15 protein-coding genes and 1 pseudogene are annotated in these 24,965 nt (G+C 57.2%); 11 read left to right on the top strand and 5 right to left on the bottom strand.

What is annotated here, in order from left to right:
* Window position 1 precedes the first annotated feature (1 nt).
* From G3T16_RS09555 to dnaA, 5 genes are all read right to left on the bottom strand, one after another.
* Window positions 2-2,236 carry a heavy metal translocating P-type ATPase gene (locus G3T16_RS09555; protein WP_163494968.1) on the bottom strand — a complete coding sequence of 745 codons (2,235 nt, stop codon included), beginning with the start codon at window positions 2,234-2,236 and terminating at the stop codon, window positions 2-4.
* Window positions 2,237-2,357: 121 nt separating this feature from the next.
* The gene (gyrB, locus tag G3T16_RS09550) at window positions 2,358-4,775 is read right to left on the bottom strand and encodes a DNA topoisomerase (ATP-hydrolyzing) subunit B (protein WP_163494967.1); all 2,418 of its coding nucleotides are present in this window, start codon (window positions 4,773-4,775) and stop codon (window positions 2,358-2,360) included.
* Window positions 4,776-4,788: 13 nt separating this feature from the next.
* Complete coding sequence (gene recF / locus G3T16_RS09545; RefSeq protein WP_163494966.1) at window positions 4,789-6,006, bottom strand: DNA replication/repair protein RecF; 1,218 nt, start codon at window positions 6,004-6,006, stop codon at window positions 4,789-4,791.
* Between the two features lie 74 nt (window positions 6,007-6,080).
* On the bottom strand, window positions 6,081-7,187 hold the full coding sequence (dnaN, locus tag G3T16_RS09540; RefSeq protein ID WP_163494965.1) for a DNA polymerase III subunit beta: 1,107 nt from the start codon (window positions 7,185-7,187) through the stop codon (window positions 6,081-6,083).
* 25 nt (window positions 7,188-7,212) lie between these two features.
* Window positions 7,213-8,676: a chromosomal replication initiator protein DnaA gene (dnaA, locus tag G3T16_RS09535; RefSeq protein WP_232059332.1), complete on the bottom strand. Its 1,464-nt coding sequence runs from the start codon at window positions 8,674-8,676 to the stop codon at window positions 7,213-7,215.
* Window positions 8,677-9,248: 572 nt separating this feature from the next.
* Between dnaA and rpmH the strand changes: the two genes are divergently transcribed.
* From rpmH to G3T16_RS09480, 11 genes and pseudogenes are all read left to right on the top strand, one after another.
* Window positions 9,249-9,383 (top strand): 50S ribosomal protein L34, encoded by a 135-nt coding sequence (gene rpmH, locus G3T16_RS09530; RefSeq protein ID WP_163494963.1) that lies wholly within the window; start codon window positions 9,249-9,251, stop codon window positions 9,381-9,383.
* Window positions 9,384-9,398: 15 nt separating this feature from the next.
* Window positions 9,399-9,803 carry a ribonuclease P protein component gene (rnpA, locus tag G3T16_RS09525; RefSeq protein WP_163494961.1) on the top strand — a complete coding sequence of 135 codons (405 nt, stop codon included), beginning with the start codon at window positions 9,399-9,401 and terminating at the stop codon, window positions 9,801-9,803.
* Window positions 9,803-10,045, top strand: a complete 243-nt coding sequence (gene yidD, locus G3T16_RS09520) for a membrane protein insertion efficiency factor YidD (protein ID WP_197911984.1) — start codon at window positions 9,803-9,805, stop codon at window positions 10,043-10,045. The genes rnpA and yidD overlap by 1 nt, the downstream gene beginning before the upstream one ends.
* Window positions 10,046-10,047: 2 nt before the next feature.
* A pseudogene (yidC, locus tag G3T16_RS23070) lies at window positions 10,048-11,758 on the top strand (membrane protein insertase YidC).
* A 43-nt stretch (window positions 11,759-11,801) separates the two neighbouring features.
* Window positions 11,802-13,172, top strand: a complete 1,371-nt coding sequence (mnmE, locus tag G3T16_RS09510; RefSeq protein WP_163494959.1) for a tRNA uridine-5-carboxymethylaminomethyl(34) synthesis GTPase MnmE — start codon at window positions 11,802-11,804, stop codon at window positions 13,170-13,172.
* A 160-nt stretch (window positions 13,173-13,332) separates the two neighbouring features.
* Window positions 13,333-13,539, top strand: a complete 207-nt coding sequence (locus tag G3T16_RS09505) for a helix-turn-helix domain-containing protein (protein ID WP_163494957.1) — start codon at window positions 13,333-13,335, stop codon at window positions 13,537-13,539.
* A complete protein-coding gene (locus tag G3T16_RS09500) occupies window positions 13,536-14,912 on the top strand; it encodes an RNA-binding domain-containing protein (RefSeq protein ID WP_163494955.1) in 1,377 nt (458 codons plus the stop codon). Before G3T16_RS09505 ends, G3T16_RS09500 begins: the two co-directional genes overlap by 4 nt.
* Window positions 14,909-17,308, top strand: coding sequence for an EcoAI/FtnUII family type I restriction enzme subunit R (hsdR, locus tag G3T16_RS09495; protein WP_163494953.1), 2,400 nt, complete (start codon window positions 14,909-14,911; stop codon window positions 17,306-17,308). The genes G3T16_RS09500 and hsdR overlap by 4 nt, the downstream gene beginning before the upstream one ends.
* Before the next feature lie 3 nt (window positions 17,309-17,311).
* A complete protein-coding gene (locus G3T16_RS09490) occupies window positions 17,312-18,781 on the top strand; it encodes a type I restriction-modification system subunit M (protein ID WP_163494951.1) in 1,470 nt (489 codons plus the stop codon).
* Window positions 18,774-21,167: a restriction endonuclease subunit S gene (locus G3T16_RS09485; protein ID WP_163494949.1), complete on the top strand. Its 2,394-nt coding sequence runs from the start codon at window positions 18,774-18,776 to the stop codon at window positions 21,165-21,167. The genes G3T16_RS09490 and G3T16_RS09485 overlap by 8 nt, the downstream gene beginning before the upstream one ends.
* Entirely contained in the window at window positions 21,157-24,948 is a 3,792-nt protein-coding gene (locus G3T16_RS09480; protein ID WP_197911983.1) for a hypothetical protein, read from the top strand. The genes G3T16_RS09485 and G3T16_RS09480 overlap by 11 nt, the downstream gene beginning before the upstream one ends.
* Window positions 24,949-24,965: the final 17 nt, after the last annotated feature.

Below are 24,965 nucleotides of genomic sequence, written 5' to 3'. Positions count from 1 at the left end.
GCTATTGTTCCTCCAGCAGAAAGTCATCCGGCCGCCAGCGCTTCAGCAGCAGTGCGTTCAGCACCACGCTGATGCTGCTCAGGGCCATTGCGGCTCCGGCAAAGACAGGGTTCAGCAAACCCATTGCCGCCAGCGGTATACCCGTTACATTGTAGATGAAGGCCCAGAACAGGTTTTCATGTATTTTGCGGCTGCTGCGCCCGGAGATGGCAATGGCCGCCGCTACCAGCCGGGGATCGGCCCGCATCAGCGTGATGCCGGCGGTATGCATCGCGACGTCGGTGCCACTGCCCATCGCTATCCCGACATCGGCCGTAGCCAGAGCAGGGGCGTCATTGATGCCGTCACCCACCATCGCAACCCTGCCGTCCCATTTGAGACGGCTAATGATCGCAGCCTTGTCTCCGGGCAATACCTGGGCGTGAACCTCATCAATACCGAGACGATCCGCAATCGCGCGGGCGCTGGCGGGATTGTCGCCACTGATCAACACCGTCCGGACGCCGGCCACCTGCAGGGACTGAACCGCCGCGCGGGAGCTGACCCTGACCGTGTCGCCAAAAGCCAGCATGGCCAGCAGGCGCGGCTCTTCATCGACCCGGGCCAGCCATGAAATCGTATTACCTGCTGCCATCAGCGCGTCGGCTTCGCGCTGCAACGCACCGGGCGCCAGGCCGAGCGACTGCAACATGCGGTCGTTGCCCAACGCCAGACCGCTGCCGTCGATGTGTCCGGTCAGGCCCTGTCCGGGTATGGCCCGGACTTCAGTGGCGTGAGTCTCCGCCAGGCCCTGCTCGTTTGCCGCCGCCAGTACTGCGGCCGCCAGGGGATGCTCGCTGCCGCGCTGCAGCGCGGCAGCCAGGGCCAATGCCTGCGTTGCGCTGATATCCATTGGCTGCAACGCGACCAGGCGTGGTCTGCCTTCGGTAAGGGTGCCGGTTTTGTCAAAGGCGACGATGGTAACGTGCCGGGCCCGCTCCAAAGCTTCGGCATCCCTGACCAGGATGCCGTGCCGCGCCGCGGTCCCGGTGCCCACCATGATAGCCGCCGGAGTGGCCAGGCCCAGCGCACAGGGACAGGCGATCACCAACACTGCCACCGCGTTCAACAGCGCCTGCTGCCAGTCGCCTTCGACCAGCGCCCAGCCCAGCAGAGTTAGCAGGGCGACCACCAGCACCACCGGCACAAACACGGCACTGATCCTGTCCACGGTGCGCTGAATCGGCGGCTTGACCGCCTGGGCGTGTTCCACCAGCCGGATGATCCGGGCCAGGGTCGTCTCATTGCCCACCGAGCGGGTCTCTACCAGCAGCAACCCGTCCTGGTTGACAGCGCCGCCGGTGATTTCGTCACCCACGTCCTTGCCCACCGGCAGGCTCTCACCGGTCAGCAGGGATTCATCCACGTGGCTGCTGCCTTCACGTACCACGCCATCCACCGGAACCCGCTCTCCCGGTCGTATCACCACCAGGTCCCCGACCTCGACCTGCTCCAGCGCCATCTCCTGGTCTCCGCCGTCACGCCGGACCCTGGCTCGGTCCGGGCGCAACGACTGCAGGGACCGCAGGGCCTGGTAACGGGCGCGGGACTCCAGCCACTTGCCCACCAGGATCAGGGTCATCACTGCTGCCGAGGTTTCAAAATACAGCTCTGGACCGCGGGCGCCGCCGAACAACAACAGATAGACCGAAAGGCCGTAGGCGGCGCTGGTACCCAGCGCCACCAGCAGATCCATATTGCCGGTGCCCGCCTTCAGAGCGCTCCACCCACCGCGATAGAAGCGGGCCCCCAGCCAGAACTGTACCGGGGTGGCCAGCAACAATTGCAGCCAGCCATTGAGCATCCAGTGGCGGCCCACCAGGGAGCTCAGCATGGGCAGTACCAGCGGCAGCGTCAGCAATACCGCCGCCAATACCTGCATGCTAGGGCGGCTTGCTTGCGAGAGGGCATGGAAACGCGAACGGGAGGAGAAGGGCGGCGCCTGCGGCCGGGCCCGATAACCTGCCCGCGCCACCGCTGCAACCAGATCGGCTTCTGTTCCCAAGCCTGGATCGTAGTGCACCGTCGCCAGCTCGGTCGCCAGGTTGACCTGGGCGGAGTATACGCCAGGCACTTGCCGCAGGGTTTTTTCCACGCGCCCGATACAGGAGGCGCAGTTCATACCGGTGATTGCCAATTGACTGGTGCCCGCGGCAGGGAAGGAATTGCTTTCCTGTAAAATGCTGTTTGTGGCCATGGTCCTGCTCCTGTAGGGAATCACAGCAGCAGTCTGGACCTTCACATCATGTCAAGGTCAAGCGATTGTGAACGCCTGGCATTTCGCGGAATCCAACCTCCAACGGATTAGTGAGCGCTAACTACACATCAAGATTCGCAACCGCCAGTGCATTCTGCTCGATAAATTCACGGCGCGGCTCGACCTGGTCACCCATCAGTGTCGTAAAGATGAGGTCGGCCGCCATCGCATCCTCGATGGTAACCTTCAGCATGCGCCGTGCGTCCGGATCCATCGTGGTCTCCCACAGCTGATCCGGATTCATTTCCCCCAGGCCTTTGTAGCGCTGGATATTGTAGCCCCGGCTGGCTTCGGCCATCAGCCAGGTCAAGCCTTCCTCGAAATTCCGAGTGGGCAGTGTCTTGTCACCACGCTGAAAATAGCCATCCTCTTCTATCAGGGTGTTCAGTATTGCGCCAAGGGCCACCATGCTGCGGTACTCGCCGGAGGAAAAGAACTCATGGTGGTATTCGGTGTCGGTTTCGACTCCGTGGGCCAGCAGTTTGACTACCGGGAAGTAGATATTCCGTTCATTATCCTTGCGCACAGCAACTGTGTAGTGAGCGCCCTTGGGCGCAACAGTAAGCAGGCGCTCACTTAACTGCATTGCAAAGGCAGCCACGGCAGCCTCATCACTCATTTGCTCCACCATCAGGGTTTCACCGTAGACCAGTTGCCAAAGCACCGGCGGCGCATAGAGGCGGCTCAGGCGCTCGATCGTCGCCGCGACTTTGCGGAAGTTGGCGACGAGCTCTTCCAGACCCGCGCCGGTAATCGGCGGCGCTTCCGGCGTCACCACGATTGCCGCCCCGTCGAGGGCAGATTGCGTCAGGTACTGCTTCAGCGCCTCGTCGTCCTTCAGATACTGGTTCTGCTTGCCACGGGAAATCTTGTACAGGGGCGGCTGGGCAATGAAAATATGTCCCCGATCCACCAGCTCCCGCATCTGGCGGAAGAAGAAGGTCAGCAGCAGGGTGCGGATGTGCGATCCGTCCACATCCGCGTCAGTCATGATAATAATACTGTGATAGCGCAGCTTGTCGGGATTGAATTCATCCTTGCCTATGCCGCAGCCCAGCGCCGTGACAATCGTCCCGACCTCGGCGGAGCCAAGCATCTTGTCGAATCTGGCCTTCTCCACATTGAGGATCTTGCCCTTCAGCGGGAGGATGGCCTGAAAGCGGCGATTGCGGCCCTGCTTGGCGGAGCCGCCCGCTGAATCGCCTTCCACCAGGTACAACTCGGACAGAGCGGGGTCCTTTTCCTGGCAATCGGCAAGTTTTCCGGGCAGACCTGCAATATCCAGGGCACCCTTGCGTCGCGTCATGTCGCGGGCCTTGCGGGCCGCTTCGCGGGCGCGGGCCGCATCCAGCATCTTGCCAACGACGGCCTTGGCCTCCTGGGGATTCTCCAGTAGGTAGTCATTGAAGCGCGCATTCATGGCCTGTTCGACGGCTGTTTTCACCTCAGAGGAGACCAGCTTGTCCTTGGTCTGGGAGGAAAACTTGGGGTCGGGCACTTTCACCGATATTATTCCCGTGAGGCCCTCCCTGGCGTCATCGCCGGTAGTGGAGACCTTTTCCTTTCGCGCCAGGCCCTCGCGTTCGATGTAGTTGTTCAGACTGCGGGTGAGGGCAGCGCGAAAGCCTGCGAGATGAGTGCCCCCATCGCGCTGGGGTATATTGTTGGTGTAGCAGTAGATGTTTTCCTGGAAGGAGTCGTTCCACTGCAGGGCCACTTCCACACCGATGCCATCCTCCGTATCCAGCTGGAAGTGGAAGGGCTTGTTCACCGCGGTCTTGTTGTGGTTGAGGTAGGCGACAAAGGCATGGAGGCCACCTTCATACTGGTAGATTTCCTGGCGCCCGGAGCGCTCATCTGTCAGCTGAATGCAGACTCCAGAGTTCAGGAAGGCGAGTTCACGCAGGCGCTTCCCCAACTGCTCAAAATGGAACTCAATGTTGGTGAAGGTTTCTGGCGAGGGGCGGAAGCGTATGGCGGTACCCGAGTCCTCGGTAGTCCCAATGACCGCAAGCGGCGCCTGCGGCACACCGTGCCTGTAGAGCTGCTCATAGAGCTTGCCCTCACGGCGGATTGTGAGGACAAGCTCCTCGGACAGTGCGTTCACCACCGAAACCCCTACGCCGTGCAGACCACCCGAGACTTTGTAGGAGTTGTCATCAAACTTTCCGCCTGCGTGCAGCACGGTCATGATGACTTCAGCCGCTGAGACGCCCTCTTCATGCATTTCAGTGGGTACGCCACGACCATCATCGGTAACAGTGACGGATTCATCGGGATGGATAATGATGTCAATGCGAGAGCAGTGCCCAGCCAGGGATTCGTCAATGGAGTTGTCCACCAGTTCAAAGACCATGTGGTGGAGCCCGGTACCATCGTCTGTATCTCCAATGTACATGCCCGGACGCTTGCGCACGGCGTCCAGGCCCTTGAGTACCTTGATACTGGAAGAATCGTAGTTGTATTCGCTCTCACTCATGCTTGGGCTCTCATCATATTTCATGCGTTACCGCGCCTGGAAGAAGAGTCTTCACAGGGCCTTGCTTAATTAGGTAGGCGGCCATCCATGGGGGCCCCTCCTCGTCATTATTCTGGCTGGCAGCATCCTCGATGGCAGGAAGCAGCGATCCATGTTCCACGTGGAACAATTTCAATGCTGTGGCAGTGGGCCACATGCCCTCAAGGTCCTCCCGCCTGACACAGCTGAGAAAGACCTGGGCCTTCATGCGAACTAGCTCGCCACAGACCAGGCGGCAGTGCGGCTGGTCCAGCTCCGAGGGCAGATCATCAATCAGGTAGACGCAGCCGCCATGGCCCCCTCCGAGCTCGCTCATCAGCTCTCCCTGGGCCAGCTTCAGCCCGCAGACGAGCAGCTTCTGCTGGCCCCGCGACAGCGTCTCCGCCGCAGAGTAGCCCCCAATGGTGACCCTGATATCCGCCCGCTGCGGTCCTACGTGCGTATAGCCCTGGTCCCTGTCTGCCCTACTACTGCCATCCAGGGCCTCGGAGTAGCTCAAAGTCCTGTCCCAGCCCGGGCGGAAGCGCAGCTCCAGAGCCTCCAACTCAGGCGCAAGACGGGCCATGATCTCCCTGAAGCGCGGCGCAAGTGCGCTGAAATAGTCCAGGCGGAAGGCATTGATGCGCTCACCTGCCACGGCCAAGTCCCGCGTCCATACCGCGAGTTCGCCATCGCCTAGTTTATCACGCCGCAGCAGCTTATTGCGCTGTTTTATGCATCGCTGAAACCTTAGCCACTCCGGGTAGAAGCGATGTTCCACGTGGAACACTCCCCAGTTTAGAAACTGCCGCCGCAGACCGGGCGGCCCTAGCAGCAGGCCAAAACTATCCGCATTCATCACTTGCAGCGGCAGGCGCTCGGCCAGCTCGGCCACGCTTCGGACCTGCTGGCCTGCGACCTTGATCTCAACCTCACCGCCCACGGCCCGCTGGACTGCCATCGGAATACCGCGACCACCCGCAGCACTCCGCGCCACGCCAAATACTGTGCAGCGAGGCTGGCCATGACTCACAATTGCCCTGCTGCCACCGCTGCGGAAACTGCGCGCCATACCCAGCATGTGGATGGCCTCCAGGACACTGGTCTTGCCGCTGCCATTGGCGCCGTAGATGATATTGATCTGGGAAAGCTCCTGCAGGTAGAGCTGCTGCAAGTTCCTGATATGGTGTATCTGGAGCTGGGAAATTGCCACGCAGGAAAGTCAGGCCAGGAAGCTATGGGGAGAGTAGGGCGGGGCGAGGGCAGCCGCCCCGAGCATAGCTGCTGTCAAAGGCGCATGGGCATGACAACATAGAGGGAATCCCCCTCCTCGGACTCCTCCAGCAGTGCGCTGCTGTTTGGATCAGACAGGGAAAGCTTGATCTTCTCACCGCTCAACACTCCGAGTACGTCGAGGAGGTAGCTCACATTGAAGCCAATCTCGACTCCCTCGCCCTGGTAGTCGACGGGCACCTGCTCCTCTGCCTGCTCCTGCTCCGGGTTATTGGCAAGGATTTCCATGGACTCCGTAGCCAATTTCAGACGTACGCCGCGATACTTCTCGTTGGACAGAATGGCGGTACGAACAAAGGCCTGGCGCAGCTCCAGCCGTGAACCGATAACAATCTTGTCCGGCGCCCTGGGCAGAACACGCTCATAATCGGGAAACTTGCCGTCCACCAGCTTCGAAGTGAAAGTAAAGTCGGCCGTGGTAGCACGCAGATGGTTGCTGCCGAGAACGATGGCAATCTCCTCATCTTCATCAAGCAGCAACCTGGCCATCTCCAGCACCCCTTTGCGAGGCAGGATCACCTGGACATCCTCGGCATTGTCGACGGCAGAGGGCAGGGTGCACATTGCCAGCCGGTGCCCGTCAGTGGCTACCACCCGCAAACGCCCGCCCTTGAGCTCCAGCAACATGCCGTTGAGGTAGTAGCGCACATCCTGCTGGGCCATCGCGAAGCCGGTTCGGTCGATCAGGCGCCGCAGCTGGCCCTGGCCAATGCGGAACTGCTGTGTTCCACTGCTTTCTTCAACACTGGGAAATTCCCGCGCAGGCAGTGTGGAGAGTGTGAAGCGGCTGCGCCCACAGCGCAGCGTCACCTTGCTTTCCTCAGCCGCAAATTCAATATCACTGCCCTCGGGAAGCGACTTGCAAATATCCACCAGCTTCCTGGCGGGAACGGTAAACTCCCCTCCCACTGCAGGGGCGGCGGCGAGCCTGACCCGCCCCACCAGTTCAACCTCGAGATCGGTTCCCGTCAGTGACAGCTGGTCCCCATCCAGTACCACCAGGATATTCGACAGGATTGGCAGAGTCTGGCGCCGCTCCACCACCCCTGCAACCAGGTTCAGGGGCCTCAGCAATGCATCCCGTGAAATCGAGAACTTCATAGATCCTGTTTCCTTGCGTCCACGCCTACGTCGTCAATGACCGCAGCAAATTTTTGTAGTCCTCGCGAATATCGGAATTGGTCTCGCGAAGTTCCTTTATTTTACGGCAAGCGTGAAGCACTGTCGTGTGATCTCTGCCGCCAAAACTGTCGCCAATCTCCGGCAAGCTGTGGTTGGTCAGCTCCTTGGCCATTGCCATTGCCATCTGCCTTGGTCTGGCCACCGAACGGCTGCGGCGGCGCGACATCAGGTCTGCGACCTTGATCTTGTAGTACTCGGCCACGGTGCGCTGGATATTGTCGAGACTGACCTGCTTGTCCTGCAGCGCCAGCAGGTCCTTGAGACTTTCCCGGATCAGATCCACATCGATGGACTTGCCTGTGAAGTTAGCGCTCGCTATCACTCTCTTCAGCGCACCTTCGAGCTCCCGCACATTCGATCGAATCTTCTGGGCAATAAAAAAGGCAGCGTCGGGAGGAAGATCAATACGCGCCTGGCTGGCCTTGTTCATCAGGATTGCGACTCTTGTCTCCAGTTCCGGCGGCTCCACCGCCACAGTCAGACCCCAGCCGAAGCGGGATTTGAGACGCTCCTCAAGACCATCAATCTCCTTGGGGTAGCGGTCGCAGGTCAGGATCATTTGCTGGCCACCTTCCAACAAGGCATTGAAGGTATGGAAAAATTCCTCCTGGGACCGGTCCTTCTTGGCAAAAAACTGGATATCGTCGATCAGCAACGCGTCGACCGAGCGATAATAGCGCTTGAAGTCACTGATTGCATTCAACTGCAGGGCCTTGACCATGTCAGCCACAAACCGCTCTGAGTGGAGGTACACGACCTTGGCCTCAGGCTTGTGCATTATCAACGCGTTGCCCACCGCATGCATCAAGTGGGTTTTACCCAGGCCTACGCCGCCATAGAGAAACAGCGGATTATAGGAATCGCCCGGGTTTTCTGCCACCTGTCGCGCTGCGGCCAACGCCAGCTGGTTCGACTTGCCCTCAACGAAATTGTCAAACGTATAGTGCTCTACCAGGTGATGCTGCTGTTGCGGTGTCGCTACCACGCGCCGGCGAATGCCGCTCGCGGCCGAATCGCGCAACCGTCTGCCCGACGCTTCGCCAGCTGCCTGGCCGGTCGTCGCAGGCATCGGCTCCCGGGCCCAGGTCTCGCGACTGACCCCACCACTGACGGCGTAACCCGACACCGCCGGAGCCATGGATACCGCCGGCGCGTTAGCGGCTACCTGCTCGTATTCACTGCTTGACCCGCGAGAGCCACCGATCTCGAGCACCACATCCAGCGGCTGTGAACCTTCCATTTCCTGCAACAATTCCCGGATACGGCGGCCAAACTTGTCACTGACAAAATCCTTGATGAAGCGGTTCGGAGCGAACAGTGTCAGCTGCTGACCGTGCTGTTGTGCGTGCAGAGGCCTGATCCAGGTATTGAATTGCTGCGACGGCAGCTCATCCTGAAGCCGATCCACGCACCGTTGCCAAGCCACATCAGGCAAAACCTACCCCTTCAGAGCCCTTGTTAGGTCGAGCTCTTGTCACGAAATGTATTTGTATACGACTACTGTCCTGCCCGGCACTCTTCCATGCCGGAGGAAGGATGATACTCCCCCATATCCGAGTTATCCACACTTCTTGCAAAAATATCTTTAAATTTAATATCTTTTATTTTCAATAGCTTATGTTACAACCGCCTGAATTTTGTACAGGCGATCAAACACAGCCATTGAATAACCCAACCTGTGGATAAACTGTTAATATCTTTTTGAAAATCTGTGTGTGGATGGCTGCAAAGCACGGCCCCACAGGGTCTGGCGTCCGTGGATCAACGCTCCTGAAAGCTCCCCCAAAAACCCCCTGCTGCACACGAAAAAATAAGCCCGGTTTACGCATTGAATTACCCCCTGCGTTTCTCTAGAATAGCCAACCTTTTTGCGGCCCGGACTCGCTGCAACCGTGTGCGTCATAAATGCCGGCCCACACGATGTGTTGCCAGACTACTGGCCTCCCACTTTTATTTATTACCTGCTATTGGAACAGTGCCATGAAAAGAACATTTCAGCCCAGCGTAATCAAACGCGCACGCGCCCACGGTTTCCGTTCACGCATGGCCACCAAGAATGGTCGTCTGGTGCTCAGCCGTCGCCGTGCCAAGGGCCGCAAGCGCCTCTCAGCCTGATGATCCGGGTCACCGGTGCAGGCAAGCGTTGATTGGCACCGCAGTCCGGCATCGTTCGGCAAATCGCGGCGCCTGCTCACGGCGGCCCAATACAGCCGGGTATTTGACGGCGCAGACGCCAAGGCCTCTCACCGCAATGTGTTGTTGCTCGCCAAGCGCAACTGTCAAGCTGAGCACCGTCTGGGCCTGGTCATTGCCAAGAAGAATGTGCGACTGGCGGTACAGCGCAATCGTATCAAGCGAATAGCCAGGGAAGTGTTCCGCCGGCTGCCGGAACAACCACAGGGCCTGGATGTGGTGGTACTGGCCAGACGGGGCATCGATCAGCTGGACAACGCCGAGCTGGCCGTCATACTGCAGGAGCAGTGGAGCAGGCTGGCGCGGTTCGCCGCCAAACCAGACGCGGACCGGGATTCCTGATGCAACGATTCTGTATTTTCCTCATTGCCATCTATCGCTACTGTCTCAGCCCGGTGCTGGGCAATCATTGCCGGTTTTACCCCAGCTGTTCTGAATACGCCCAGGACGCAATCCGCTATCACGGTACCCCCAAAGGGGTTTACCTGACACTCAGACGCCTCGCAAAATGCCACCCCTGGCACGAAGGCGGCCTGGACCCGGTACCTCACTGTACCCACACTCACGCAATTGCTGACGATTGACTATGGATTTGCAACGCACACTGCTCATCGGCGCCTTTGCCGTGCTCTCGTTTATGCTGCTGACGGAATGGGTGGCCTTCAAGGACGAGAAATCCGCTTCCACCGCGCAGTCCACCACCCGCCTGATAGCAGGTGCGGAGCTGCCGGCTGCGCCGCAGCTGCCAGAACAAACCGGCGATACTACAGCCAGCCCGGCCAGCGAGGATTTGCCACCCGCCCCGACCGGAACCGACAGAACCGATGTCGCGTCGGACGAAAGCCCGTCGGTCAACCCCGATCGGATCGTCCTGGTACACACTGATGTACTGCAATTGGCGATAGACCTGCAGGGGGCGACATCATCGAACTGGCGCTGCCCGAACACCTGGAACAAATAGACCAACCGGACCAGCCCTTCGTCCTGCTGGAACAGAATGAGCAGCGCACCTATGTGGCCCAGAGCGGCCTGATCGGTCCCGACGGCGTCGACAGCGACACGCGCGCGCGCTACACCGCCAGTGCCAGTCACTATACCCTGGAACCCGGTCAGGAGAGCCTGAACGTGGATCTGTCCTGGGTGGGCTCGAACGGGGTCAAGGTCACCAAGCGCTACAGCTTTGACCGCGGAAACTATCTGGTCAAGGTCAGTTTCCTGGTGGAAAACAACAGCGAGCAGCGCTGGCAGGCCAATCTGTTTGGCCAGATAAAACGGGACAGCAGCGAACCACCCAACCCCGATGCCTCCGGGATGGGTCTGCAACCCTTCCTCGGGGCTGCCATCACCCAGCCCGACGAACGCTTCACCAAGTTCAGTTTTGACGACATGCGCGAAGAACCCTTCCGCAAGCAGTTGCCCGGCGGCTGGATCGCGATGATCCAGCACTACTTTCTCAGTGCCTGGATTCCCAATCCGGACCAGACCCATACCTACAGCACCCGGGTGACCTCCGGCGGCTACAACATCGCTGGCTTTACCAGTCCGGCACTGACCCTGGATCCCGGCCAGTCCGGCAGCGTCCAGGCCGGTTTCTACGCCGGCCCCAAGGACCAGTACCGACTGGAAGCGATCTCTCCGTATCTGGATCTGAGCGTGGACTATGGCTGGCTGTGGTGGATTGCCCAGCCCTTGTTCTGGCTGCTCACCAAGATCCATGCGTTGGTGGGCAACTGGGGTGTGGCTATCATCCTGCTGACCGTGCTGATCAAGGCCGCCTTCTTCAAGCTGTCCGCCACCAGCTACCGGTCGATGGCGAACATGCGCCGGGTCGCTCCCAAAATGCAGGACATCCGCGAACAGTACGGGGACGACAAGCAGAAGCAATCCCAGGCCATGATGGAGCTGTACCGCAAGGAAAAAATCAATCCCATGGGGGCTGCCTGCCGATTCTGGTGCAGATGCCGGTGTTCATCGCGCTGTACTGGGTATTGATGGAAAGCGTGGAACTGCGGCACGCCCCCTTCATGCTCTGGATCGATGACCTGTCGGTAATGGACCCTTACTTTGTGCTGCCCCTGTTGATGGGCGCGAGCATGTGGTTCATGCAGAAACTCAACCCGCCACCACCGGACCCGATGCAGGCCAAGATCATGCAATTCCTGCCGGTGATCTTCACCTTCTTCTTTCTCTGGTTCCCGGCCGGCCTGGTTCTGTACTGGGTGGTCAACAACCTGCTGTCCATGGGCCAGCAGTACATCATCACCCGTCAGATAGAAAAACGCGCCGCCAAGGCCTGAGCCCCCGCCTGCCGCAACCGGCCCGGCCAGGTATAATTGGCAGATGACACTCCTCGATGGCGATACCATAGCCGCCGTTGCCACCGCCCCCGGGCGCGGCGGCATCGGCATCGTGCGCCTGTCCGGGCCCGCGGCGCGGCAGATCGGTGAACTCACCGCGGGGCGCGAACTGCAGCCGCGGCAGGCCCATTTCAGCAACTTCCTGGATCACGACGACGATGTCGTCGACAGCGGCATCGCCCTGTATTTTCCTGCCCCGAACTCCTTTACCGGAGAGGATGTAGTAGAGCTGCAGGGACACGGCGGCCCGGTGGTGATGGACCTGTTGCTTCAGGCCTGCCTGGGCCGCGGCGCCAGGCCGGCGCGGCCCGGGGAATTCTCCGAGCGCGCCTTCCTCAACGGCAAACTGGACCTGGCCCAGGCCGAGGCCATCGCCGACCTGATCAACAGCAGCACGGAACAGGCCGCCCGCAACGCCGGCCACTCCCTGCAGGGCGCCTTCTCCCGCAAGATCCACGAGCTGGTCGAAGCCGTTACCCGGCTGCGCGTTTACGTCGAGGCGGCCATCGACTTTCCCGAAGAGGAAATCGACTTCCTAGCCGACGGTCACGTCACCGAACAATTGCAGGCCCTGTCCCGCCAGCTGCAGGACGTACTGGCCCAGGCCCGCCAGGGCAGCCTGTTGCAGGAAGGCATGAAACTGGTCATCGCCGGCAAACCCAACGCCGGCAAGTCCAGCCTGCTGAACGCGCTGTCGGGACAGGATAGCGCGATCGTCACCGCCATCGAGGGCACCACCCGAGACGTACTGCGCGAACATATCCAGATCGACGGCATGCCGCTGCACATCGTCGACACCGCCGGCCTGCGCGACAGCGGCGACGAGGTGGAGCGGGAGGGCATTCGCCGCGCCTGGCAGGAACTGGCCTCGGCCGACCGCGTCCTGCTGGTGGTGGACGCCAGCACCGACGATACCAGTGCCCCCCCGGCAACCCTCAGTAGGGGAGAAGAATTCCAGTTCAATCCAGCCACCCCGGTCACCATCATCCACAACAAGTGCGACCTGGTAGCGCAACCTCCACAGGTCGCAAACCATGACGGCAACACCGTAATTCGCCTGTCCGCCACCACTGGCGAGGGCCTGGAGCTGTTGCGCCAGCACCTGAAGGACGCCATGGGCTACCGCGACGAGGCTGGCAGTACATTCAGCGCCCGCCGCCGCCACCTGCTGGCCCTGCAACAGGCCGCCGGGCACCTGGATGCCGGCCTGGCCCAACTGCAGGCCACCGGCGCCGGAGAGCTGCTGGCCGAGGATCTGCGCTACTGCCAGAATGCGCTGGGGGAGATTACCGGGGTGGTGACCAGTGATGAGTTGTTGGGGGAGATTTTTTCCAGTTTTTGTATTGGGAAATAAGTACGGTTCTATCAAAGACCATGTATCCCTTCTGAGTAGAGCCGCTGGATCGAACCATTACAGCCTCATCTGCAATAATCCGTGACACCTCTGTCCAGAGTCTGATAGATTTCCAACGATTAAGAACGATTTTGGTTTATTCCATGGGGGGACCGATACCGTGACAGCCGAACCCTGGGTCACCGCCGAGCAAGTTGCCCAGCACCTGGGCATAGTGAAAGACACGGTCTACCGCTGGCGAGAAAGCAAAGGTTTACCGGCCCACAAAGTGGGACGCTTGTGGAAGTTCCAGCTATCCGAGATCGACGAGTGGGTGCGGGCCGGTGGTGCCGATGAGGGTTCGGACAAGAAAGACAACAGCGCATGACAGAATCCAATCGCATTGAGTACAAGCGGGAACTCAGCGATGGCCTGGAGCGGGAGGTGGTCGCCTTCCTCAATTACCACGACGGCGGCATCATCTACATCGGTATCGACAAGCATGGACAGACTCTTGGTGTCCGCGATGCCGATGCCCTGCAACTGGCCATCAAGGACCGGATCAAGAACAACATCCAGCCCTCCGCGCTGGGGCTGTTCGATGTGATCCTGGAGCAACGCGACAGCAAGCCGGTCATCAAGATAATTCTGGCCAGCGGCTCGGAAAAGCCCTATTACTTGCGCAAATACGGCATGTCGGAAAGAGGCTGCTTTATGCGCCTTGGCAGTGCCAGCGAGCCCATGCCGCCCGCCATGATCGAGGAGCTATTTGCCCGCCGCACCCGCAACTCACTGACACGCATCCGCTCACCACGCCAGGACCTCAGCTTTGCCCAATTGAGAATTTACTACGAAGAGGCGGGGTTGGCCCTGAACGACAAGTTCGCCGCCAACCTGGAGCTACTCACTGAAGACGGTGATTACAACTACGCCGCCTACCTACTCGCCGATGAGAACGGCAATTCCACTCAGGTCGCCAAGTACGCAGGCAATGACCGCGTCGACCTGATCGATAGCAAGGAATACGGCTACTGCTGCCTGGTGAAAACCTGCAAGCGCGTACTGGAACGACTGGAAGACGTGGAAAACCGTGTCCGCACCCAGATCACCCCGCGCGAACGCATCGAGAAACCACTATGGAACCCGGTGGCCCTGCGCGAAGCGGTCATCAACGCCATTATTCACAACAACTACAGCACCGAACTGGTACCCAAATTCGAGATCTTCAACGACCGCCTCGAAATCACCTCTGCCGGCGCCATCCACCCTGGCAAGGAGCAGGAGGAGTTTTTCTCCGGCTACTCCATGCCCCGCAACAAGACACTGATGCGGGTATTCAAGGACCTGGGCATGGTCGAATACCTCGGCTCCGGCATGCCTCGCATCCTGAAGGCCTACCCACGCGAAGCCTTCACCTTCGCTTCCCAATTCATTCGGCTCAGTATGCCCCATGCCGGGCCGATATCCGGTGAAGCAGGGCCAGAGTCGGGGCCAGAGTCAGGGCCAGAGTCGGGGCCAGAGTCAATTCAGACTCGTGTGCTGCACGCGCTATCAGGTGAGCCGCTATCGAAGTCCGAGCTGGCCAAAGCAATTGGCCAGAAGAGTATTTCCGGCAAGCTTAATGCGCGGGTACGAGGCTTGCTGGAGCAAGGGATGATCGAATACACCCTTCCCGATAAACCCAACAGTCGCTTGCAGCAATACCGCTTGACCGAAAAGGGCAGAGGGTTGTTACAAAGCGAGGAGCAGGGAAAAAGATGAACAAGAAAACCCTGTCGGAAAGGGATATCTGCACCAAATTCATCACCCCTGCCCTGGAGCAGGCGGAATGGGACATCGCCACTCAGGTACGGGAGGAATTCTCCCTCACCAATGGACGCATCATCGTGCGCGGCAAACTGCACACCCGTGCCAAGCACAAACGCGCCGACTATGTGCTGTTTCACAAGCCAAACCTACCCATTGCCATCATCGAAGCCAAGGATAATAAACACGCCCTGGGCGACGGTATGCAGCAAGCCCTAGGCTATGCCGAACTGCTGCAAGTACCCTTTGTATTCAGTAGCAACGGCGACGGCTTTCTGTTTCACAACAAAATCGCCAAAGATGGCGTTATTGAGCGCGAGCTTGGCCTGGATGAATTCCCCAGCGCCGAAACCCTATGGCGATGGTGGGCAGAACATCAAGGCTTGACCACGCAACAGCAAGAGTTGGTCGCCCAAGACTACTATAGCGACGGCAGCAACAAATCCCCGCGCTACTACCAATTGCTCGCCATCAACAAAACCATCGAGGCGATTGCCAAGGGCCAGCAGCGCATTTTGCTGGTCATGGCCACGGGTACTGGCAAAACCTATACGGCGTTTCAGATCATCTGGCGCCTGTGGAAGTCCCGTGCCAAAAAACGCATCCTGTTTTTGGCGGACCGCAACATCCTCGTCGATCAGACCATGACCAACGACTTCAAACCCTTCGGCTCAGCCATGACCAAGATCCAGAAGCGGCAGGCCAACAAGTCGTATGAAATCTACCTCTCGCTCTATCAGGCTGTCACTGGTACCGAAGAAGAACAAAACATCTACAAACAGTTCAGCCCGGATTTCTTCGACTTGATCATCATCGACGAATGTCACCGGGGCAGTTCCGCCGCTGATTCCGCCTGGCGCGAGATTCTGGAATACTTCAGTTCCGCCACTCAGATCGGCCTTACGGCGACTCCCAAAGAAACCAAAGGGGTTTCCAATATCGATTACTTTGGCGAGCCCATCTATACCTATTCACTGCGTCAGGGTATCGAAGACGGCTTTCTAGCGCCCTACAAGGTCGTGCGCATCGATCTGGACAAGGACCTCACCGGCTGGCGCCCCGACAAAGGCATGGTCGACAAGCACGGCAATGAGATCGAAGACCGCATCTACAACCAGCGCGACTTCGACCGCAACCTGGTGCTGGAAAAACGAACCCATAGAGTGGCCAAAAAAGTCAGCGATTTCCTCAAAGCCACCAATCGTTTCGACAAGACCATCGTCTTTTGCGACAACATCGACCACGCCGAGCGCATGCGTCAGGCCCTGGTCAACGAAAACGCCGACCTGGTGGCACAGAACAGCAAATACGTCATGCGTATCACCGGCGATAACGAAGAGGGCAAGCAGGAGCTGGAAAACTTCATCTTCCCGGAAAGCACCTACCCGGTGATCGCCACCACCTCCAAACTGATGACCACCGGCGTGGATGCCCAGACGTGTAAACTGATCGTGCTCGACCAACGCATCCAGTCCATGACCGAATTCAAGCAGATCATCGGTCGCGGCACCCGCATCAACGAAGATTTCGACAAGTACTACTTCACCATCCTCGACTTCAAGAAAGCCACCGAATTGTTTGCCGATCCGGCCTTTGACGGCGACCCGGTACAAATCTACGAACCGAAAGACGATGAATCTCCCGTGCCACCAGATGAGCAAGACGATGCAGAAACTGAAGGTGACAACCAGGAAGGCGTTACCTATCCCGAACCGGGAGAATCACCCTGGGAAGGAGGAATATCAGAACCCGGCGAAGAGGAAGGTGGTGTACGCCGCTATGTCGTCGCCAATGTCGAAGTCAAAGTCGTCGCCGAGCGCGTGCAGTATTTCGATGCCAACGGCAAACTGATCACCGAGTCCCTGAAAGACTACACTCGCAAGATTCTGGCAAGGGAATATGCCTCCCTGGACGACTTTCTGCGCAAATGGAGCCAGGCCGAGAAAAAACAGGCCATCATCGAAGAGCTGGCTGAGCAGGGCGTCTTCTTCGATGCTCTGGCTGAGGAGGTCGGCAAACAATCCGGGAAAATTTTCGGCCCCTTCGATCTACTCTGTCACGTGGCCTGGGATCAACCGCCACTGACCCGCAAAGAGCGGGTCGAACAGGTCAAAAAACGCAACTATTTCACCAAATACAGCGAACAGGCTCAGCAGGTGATGCGGGCCCTGCTCGACAAATACGCCGACGAGGGCGTTGCCGCCATCGAAGAAACCCAGATACTCACCATCGCTCCCTTCTGTCAGATTGGTACCCCTATTGAATTGATCCGCGCCTTCGGTGGCAACGACCAATACCAACAGGCCGTTCTGGAGCTGGAACAGGCCATTTATGATTTCAAACAGGATTAACGAATGCCGCTTGCTACTCTTATCAAATCGATTCAGGACATCATGCGCAAGGACGTGGGTGTCGACGGCGATGCCCAGCGCATCAGCCAGATCTGCTGGCTGCTGTTCCTAAAAATCTTCGATGACAAGGAGCAGGAATGGAAATTCACCGTCAAGGGTTACAAGTCACCATTGCAAAGCCGCTTCCGTTGGAGCAACTGGGCCAAGGACCCGGAAGGCATCACCGGTGAAGAGCTAATCGACTTCGTCAACAATGACCTGTTTCCCTCTCTCAAAGGACTGGCTACCAAGGCCGGTGTGCCACCACATGGCCGTGTTGTCGGTTCAGTATTTGAAGACGCCTACAACTACATGAAATCCGGCACTCTGCTGCGCCAGGTCATCAACACCATTGAAGAAGACGTAGATTTCAACTCTTCCACCGATCGTCATCTGTTCAACGACATCTACGAGAAAATTCTCGCAGACCTGCAATCCGCCGGCAACGCCGGTGAATACTACACGCCCCGCGCCGTCACCCAGTTCATGGTGGATATCATCAACCCTCAACTGGGCGAAAAGATCCTCGACCCGGCCTGCGGCACCGGCGGTTTTCTCACCTGCTCCATCGAACACCTGAAAAAGCAGGTCAAAAACCCGCAAGACGACAAACGAATGCAACAGAGCATTCACGGCGTGGAAAAGAAACCCTTGCCCCATATGCTGGCCATGACCAACATGATGCTGCACGGCATCGAAGTGCCCACCAATATCCGCCACGACAACACCCTGGCCCGGCCACTGAAAGACTACGGCCCCAAAGACCGTGTCGATGTCATCATCACCAACCCGCCCTTCGGCGGCATGGAAGAAGACGGCATCGAGAAAAACTTCCTCAAGAAGTACCAGACCCGCGAAACCACGGATCTGTTTATGGCGCTGATCAAGCACCTGCTCAAACACGACGGCGGACGCGCAGCGGTAGTATTGCCCGATGGCTTTCTTTTCGGCGAAGGCGTCAAGACTACCCTCAAGCGTGAACTACTGGAAGAATTCAACCTGCATACCATCGTGCGCCTGCCCAAGGGCGTGTTCAGCCCCTACACCGGCATCGCCACCAATATCCTCTTTTTTGAGAAAGGCGGCCCGACGAAAGATGTCTGGTTCTTCGAGCACCCCTACCCGGAAGGCTACAAGTCCTATTCCCGCTCCAAACCTCTCACCATCGGTGAATTCGAGCGCGAGAAAAAATGGTGGGGCGGTGCCAGCCGTCGTGGCCGAAAAACCACCGAACACGCCTGGAAAGTCAGTGCCAAAGAGATTACCAATCGCAATTACAACCTGGATTCTAAGAACTCCCACGAAGTGGAGGTTAATCACGGCGATCCCGACGAGCTGATGGCCGAATACCAACAAATCACCCAACAACTTGCAACGGCGCGGCAGGCACTGAAAGCCGAGTTGATGGCCTGTCTGGGGAAAGGCCATGAATAAGCACACTGCCCGCCTGCTGGAAAAACACTTCGACACCCCCTTCGCCGCCCCCGACGGCATCGCCCGACTGCGCGAACTGATTCTGACGCTGGCCATGCAGGGCAAGCTGGTGGAGCAGGACACGAATGATCAGCCCGCCAGCGAACTGCTGAAGGAGATCGAAGCAGAAAAGCAACGGCTTATCCAGGGAGAGAAAATCAAAAAGCCCAAGCCCCTGTCGCCTGTCAAGCCGGAAGAAGTACCTTATGAACTGCCGCAGGGGTGGGAGTGGGTGAGGCTTGGAGAGATCGGCTTCATCAACCCTCGTAATGAGGCTGAGGACACCATCAATGCGGGTTTCGTTCCAATGCCTCTTATCCCCGAAGGCTACTCCGAAAATCACCAGTTTGAGGAGCGCCTCTGGAAAGAGATAAAGAAGGGTTATACGCATTTTGCTGATGGCGACATCGGCATGGCCAAGATTACACCTTGCTTCGAGAATGCGAAGTCCTGTGTATTTTCTGGTCTACCAAATGGCATCGGAGCAGGAACGACAGAACTGCACATATTCAGGAACTCCTTCAATTCCGTTGCACCCAGATTCCTCCTGTATTACCTGAAAAATCCACACTACATATCGGCAGCAGTTCCGAATATGACCGGCTCCGCAGGGCAAAAGCGAGTGCCAACGGCGTATTTTATCGGACAGTTGCTTCCTCTTCCTCCGAAAGATGAACAACACCGCATCGTTGCCAAAATTGATCAGCTAATGGCCCGCTGCGACGAGCTGGAAAAACTGCGCACCGAACAGCAACAAAAACGCCTGGCCATCCACACCGCCGCCATCCGCCAACTTCTGGATACCGAGAACCACCACAACCACCAAAAAGCCTGGCAATTCCTCAACCAACACTTCGACGACCTCTACACCGTCAAGGAAAACGTCACCGAACTACGCAAAGCCATCCTGAAACTGGCCGTCATGGGCAAACTCGCCCCCCACAACCCCAACGATCCACCCGCCAGCGAATTATTGGAAGAGATATCGAAGAAAAGAACACAGATACTTGAGAAATTCTATCCGAACGAATCGGAGTCAAAAACACAGCTTAACAAGCAAAAGAAACAGGTGCTTCCCAAGTCCCTACCTACGCTGCCAATAGGTTGGGCTTGGGCAACTCTAATGCAATGTTCACTGATTATCGTTGATTGCCATAACAAAACAGCTCCTTATTCTGATTCAGGAATTGTTTTGCTACGTACATCCAATATTAGGAACGGGTGCATCTTACTAGATGAAGTAAAGTACGTTACAGAAAAAACATTCGAACGCTGGGCCGCGAGAGCAACTCCCGAAGCGGGTGACATACTGATTACCAGAGAAGCCCCAATGGGAGAAGTCTGCATTATCCCAAAAGAGCCTAAAGTTTGTATGGGTCAAAGGATGATGCTGATAAGAGTTGTTCCTCAAACTATCAACAATCAATTTCTGCTTTATTCACTTCGTGACCCGAACATAATGAATCGAGTGCAGGATAAGCCTGTTGGAATGACTGTACAGCATCTTCGCGTTGGTGGAGTGGAGACGCTGTTAGTCCCTCTTCCTCCACTTTCAGAACAAAATCGCATTGTCGCCAAAATCGAACAGCTAATGGCCCTGTGCGATACCTTGGAAACGCAAATTGACTCCGCTACCAGTAAGCAAACCGAACTGCTAAACGCTTTAATTCATGCACAATCGCAGGGCGACACAAAGGAAGAATCCCAGCCAGCGTCACTTTCAAAATCCCAAGTCATTGATCTGGCCACCTACCGCGCCGCGATCGGCTGCTATGCAGTCAACAACCTCGCCAATGCCCAGTACTTCGGCCGAACTGCTGCTGCCAAGGTGCTGTATCTGGCGCAGGCACATATTGGTTTAAAACTGGGTCTGCAACCCGAGCGAAAAGCCGCCGGGCCGCTTGACCCGTGGATCTACGACTTCGAGCGGCAAGGTCAAGACAAGGGTTGGTTCGAAGTCAATAAAAAAACCTTGAAAAGCGGCAGGAAAAAAACGGAATACCGCTGCCTGTCGGCGTTGTCAGAGCCATCGACGAGAGCCGAGGCTCTGATGTCGTCCGAGCAGAAGGTCGAATTTGATCGCCTGATCTATGCCCTGACCGACAAGACCACCGAGCAGGTCGAAATCATCGCCACGCTTTTCGCCGTCTGGAACGACTTCCTGATCGATAGCATCCAGCCCACCGACGAACAGATCATCGCCGATATGCGCGAAAACTGGCACGAGCGCAAAGCACGCTTCTCGCCATCCGATCTCAAGCCGTGGCTTTCCTGGTTACGCAGGGAAAACTTTACCCCTCGCGGGCTGTCACCAAGAACCGTCCAGCAGCAGCAACTTGGCATTTGATTGCCATGTGGGGCTTTCGACCATGCATGTAACGGCAACCCATCTCACACAGTGGTCAGACAGGCGCGAAGCACAGGGAATGCTTCCTGTATTGGCAAGAAGGCTGATCTCGGCAACGGCCCGTACCACGGCGATTGCCATGCCGGGTGGTGACTCAATCAATGCGCCCGGCTGGGATGGCGTCATAGAGGTGGAGCAAGGAGGCCCCTGGACTCCCAACGGAATCAGCTACTGGGAACTGGGTACCTCAAAAGACCCTGCATCCAAGGCGAGCAGTGATTTCGAAAAACGTCTGGGACAGATATCGTCGGCACAAGCAGCGCAAGCCACCTTTGTTTTTGTTACTCCCCGCCGCTGGCCTGGTAAAGGCGCATGGCAGGAGCGCGCTAGAAGCCGCGATGCCTGGGCAGACGTGCTGGTCTGGGATGCGGACGATCTGGAAGCCTGGCTGGAAACCTCGCCCGCGACAACCTTATGGTTGGGAATACAACTCGGTATCGCCGGTCATGGTATAGACGCTGTGGAAAACTACTGGAAGCACTGGAGCAATCAGTCCAGCCCTGCCATCACAGCAGCAACGCTGTTTAGCGGTCGCGAGGAATCAAGGCTAGCATTGCAGAAAAGTATTCAACAGCGTGAACCTTTGGTTGCTGTCCAGGCAGACAGCCAGTCCGAAGCCGTTGCCTTCGTATGCGCACTGTTGATTGAAGAAGGCTATTCTCCACGCGCCGCCTGCGTGACCTCAGAAGAGGGCTGGCAATTTGTGGATGCCAACCCAGGCATTGACTTGGTGGTCATCACCGATAACCGACTTGGCAACCGTCGTTCTCCGCGTGAAGGAATCAGTCTGATTGTACCCATGGCTTTCGGAGATCAGGCCTTCAATCTCATAAGCATTGGAGGAAGAGCGATAGACCAGAAAATGATGGAGCTCCGACGTCCAAAGCCTGATGAATTTGAGAAATCCCTCCTTGAACTGGGAATAGCAGCATCAGATGCTGCCCGATATGCCCGTACGATGGGAAGGTCGTGGACGGTTTTTCGCCGTTGGCATGCGCAAAATCCTACCATCAAGAAGCCGGAATGGACCGAGGCTGCCGATTCCACAAGCCTGCTGATCCTGACTCTGGTAGGTGCCTGGAATAGTGCATCCGATGGTGACAAGGCTTGCATTGCGAAGATTGCTAACCGCGCTTATGAGGACATTGAAAACGAACTACTGCGACTGGTCGCACTCGATGATGCACCAGTGGTGAAAATCGGCTCGCTCTGGAAAGCCAAGGCACCACTGGAATTGTTGCATCTCATGGCGCCCAGGCTGACGGGCGACATCTTGACGAGATTCTTCGAGGTCGCCAGGGCTGTGTTCGAAGAACCTGATCCGATTCTGGAGCTTGAAGAAGACAAGCGCTGGATGGCCTCCGTCTACGGCAAGGTGCGTGAGCAATCCGGTGTTGTGCTGGAAGCCATGGCGGAATCCATCGCAAAATTGGGTTATTTTTCTGACAGCGCCAGTCATATCGCTATCGGCAACCATGTGCGGAGTTTTGTTGAGCAAATTCTGGGAAATGCAGATGGGGAGCGCTGGCTTTCCGTTTCATCCTTCCTGCGGTCTTTTGCTGAAGCGGCTCCCGATGAGTTCCTGAATGCGATACAGAGCAGTTTGCGCAAGCCTGACAAACCGGTTACTCGGTTAATCACGGAAACACAATCATCGGGGATATCCGGCCGCTGCTGGCATGCCAATCTGCTCTGGGCGCTGGAATTGTTGGCGTGGTACCCCGCCCGACTCGGTAGAATTGCAAACATCCTTGCTGAAATGTGTGATGTGGGAGTAAAGGGCAATTGGAGCAATACACCGTTCAACTCCTTGGTCTCACTCTTCCGGCCATGGTACCCGCAGACGTCTGCTTCAGTAGAGTTGCGTCTGAGGGCCATTGGAATTGTAACCGAACGAAACCCCGAAACAGCCTGGAATCTTTTACTGGCATTGCTACCGGGGCGGCACGATATGGCATCGCCCAATGCAAAGCCACAATGGCGCGATGATGATGCTGGCGCGGGCGAAGTCGTCACTTATGGAGAAATCCGGCAACTCGTACTGCCGGTTGCAGGTTTTTTACTCGAGCAAGCTCAGGGAAATGCCAAACATATTGCCGACTTGATCCCCAAGCTTGATGAACTGGATGAGAATTTCCGTGACAAGATCATAGCATTGGTTGCAAGTGCGAAAAGCTTCGCAGATGAAGATCGGGAAATTGTTCGCAGTGCAGCCAGGGAATTCCTGAACTGGGAGAACTCGTTTAATCAGGATGGTAGTAGGCATGATCGCTATTCAGCCGATACACTGAGGCCGTTATTCGACGCACTAGCCTCCGATGATTTGGTCATCCGGCATGCCTGGATTTTCTCCAATGGCTGGGTAGCGCTCCCTGACGGTCGGGAGGAAGACTACAAAGAAGCCGACAAGGCGAGAGCGGCATTGCGCACCATGGCAATTCGGGAAATATATGAAACCCTGGGGTGGCAAGGCATTTACAGGTTGGCCAAGCGGTGTGGGGAACCACGGCTTGTGGGCTGGGAACTTGTTAAGGAACCATTTGAACGTGGCGATTTGGCAACATGGTTATGCCAAGGGTATGTCAACTTGCAGAACACCTCGTTGTTTGACTCACTAGCCTCTGGAGTACTGCATGCGATACCTCAAGAAGAATTCACTGATTTTCTGCAAACATGCCTGCACCTGCTTGAGAAGCAAGCTGAGTCCCCGGATAAGGTCGCCGGTTTTATAGTCAACGCTCCGCAATCCATGGCTCTATGGGAACTTGTCGAAATCCAGCCGCCAGCGGTTCACGCTCATTTCTGGTTGGTTGTCAGACCATCCTACATTCAATCAGACAGAGATCATTTATCTTTCTGCATGGAAAAGCTGTTGGCTGCGGGCAGGCCGCGAACCGCCATGGAAGCCTTGGGAGATCGCGCAACGGAGTTACCCAGCGACCTCCTTATCCAAATGCTTAAGGGGATAGCTGCTGGTCAGGAAGACAATACTGCCCTTGCGCAGTCGTGGCATTTCGCTCGTGTATTTGAGGCGCTTTCCAAAATGAATTGCAGCCAGTCTGAGATGGTCAGTCTGGAATTCGCTTACTACCCGATTCTGGAACATGACAAGTATGGGGCGCCTCATTTGATGGCGGAAATATTGAGCACGCCAGAATCATTCATGGAACTGATATGTCTTGCATTCAAGCCTCGTAATGCCGAGCGCGAACCTATACCCGAAAACCTGCATGCAGCCGCGGAAACAGCCAGTTCTCTGATCCACCGTGGGCGTGGTGTTCCGGGGAGAAGCCCCAATGGAGAAATTGACAGAGAGTTATTTTTCTCTTGGATCAACAAAGTGCGAGGTCTGGCAAAAGAGAAAGATCGGGAAGCTGTCACCGACCTGACGGTGGGTGCCTGGCTTTCCGACTGGCCGCTGAACAAAAATCTGGAGTGCTGGCCAGACCCAGTCATTGCTGAGCTATTGGATCGGGATGACTGTGAAGACATCAGACGAGGTTTCCATACAGGAGTACACAATTCCCAAGGCGTTACCTCTCGCATGCCGTACGATGGCGGGAAGCAGGAACGCGAGATTGCAGAGGAACTCAGGAGATTTTTCACCCATTGGAAAGACTCGAAACCCAACCTCGCCGCGATGATCGAAAGCCTTGCCAAATCATACGAGCACGAAGCCCGACGACACGATGAGGATGGATTATGGTCTCAAGAGTCATAACAACATATTCCTGATGG

The sequence above is a fragment of the Kineobactrum salinum genome, from assembly GCF_010669285.1.
GTDB classification, from domain to species: Bacteria; Pseudomonadota; Gammaproteobacteria; order Pseudomonadales; family Halieaceae; genus Kineobactrum; species Kineobactrum salinum.
Note: the sequence above shows the minus strand (reverse complement) of the source record. Positions and strands in the feature narration are given on the sequence as shown.

What these genes read in the sequence shown, in the direction of transcription:
- G3T16_RS09555 (WP_163494968.1), bottom strand. Translation starts at nt 2,236, where the DNA reads ATGGCCACAAACAGCATTTTACAGGAAAGCAATTCCTTCCCTGCCGCG.
- gyrB (WP_163494967.1), bottom strand. Translation starts at nt 4,775, where the DNA reads ATGAGTGAGAGCGAATACAACTACGATTCTTCCAGTATCAAGGTACTC.
- dnaN (WP_163494965.1), bottom strand. Translation starts at nt 7,187, where the DNA reads ATGAAGTTCTCGATTTCACGGGATGCATTGCTGAGGCCCCTGAACCTG.
- rpmH (WP_163494963.1), top strand. Translation starts at nt 9,249, where the DNA reads ATGAAAAGAACATTTCAGCCCAGCGTAATCAAACGCGCACGCGCCCAC.
- yidD (WP_197911984.1), top strand. Translation starts at nt 9,803, where the DNA reads ATGCAACGATTCTGTATTTTCCTCATTGCCATCTATCGCTACTGTCTC.
- mnmE (WP_163494959.1), top strand. Translation starts at nt 11,802, where the DNA reads ATGACACTCCTCGATGGCGATACCATAGCCGCCGTTGCCACCGCCCCC.
- G3T16_RS09500 (WP_163494955.1), top strand. Translation starts at nt 13,536, where the DNA reads ATGACAGAATCCAATCGCATTGAGTACAAGCGGGAACTCAGCGATGGC.
- hsdR (WP_163494953.1), top strand. Translation starts at nt 14,909, where the DNA reads ATGAACAAGAAAACCCTGTCGGAAAGGGATATCTGCACCAAATTCATC.
- G3T16_RS09490 (WP_163494951.1), top strand. Translation starts at nt 17,312, where the DNA reads ATGCCGCTTGCTACTCTTATCAAATCGATTCAGGACATCATGCGCAAG.
- G3T16_RS09485 (WP_163494949.1), top strand. Translation starts at nt 18,774, where the DNA reads ATGAATAAGCACACTGCCCGCCTGCTGGAAAAACACTTCGACACCCCC.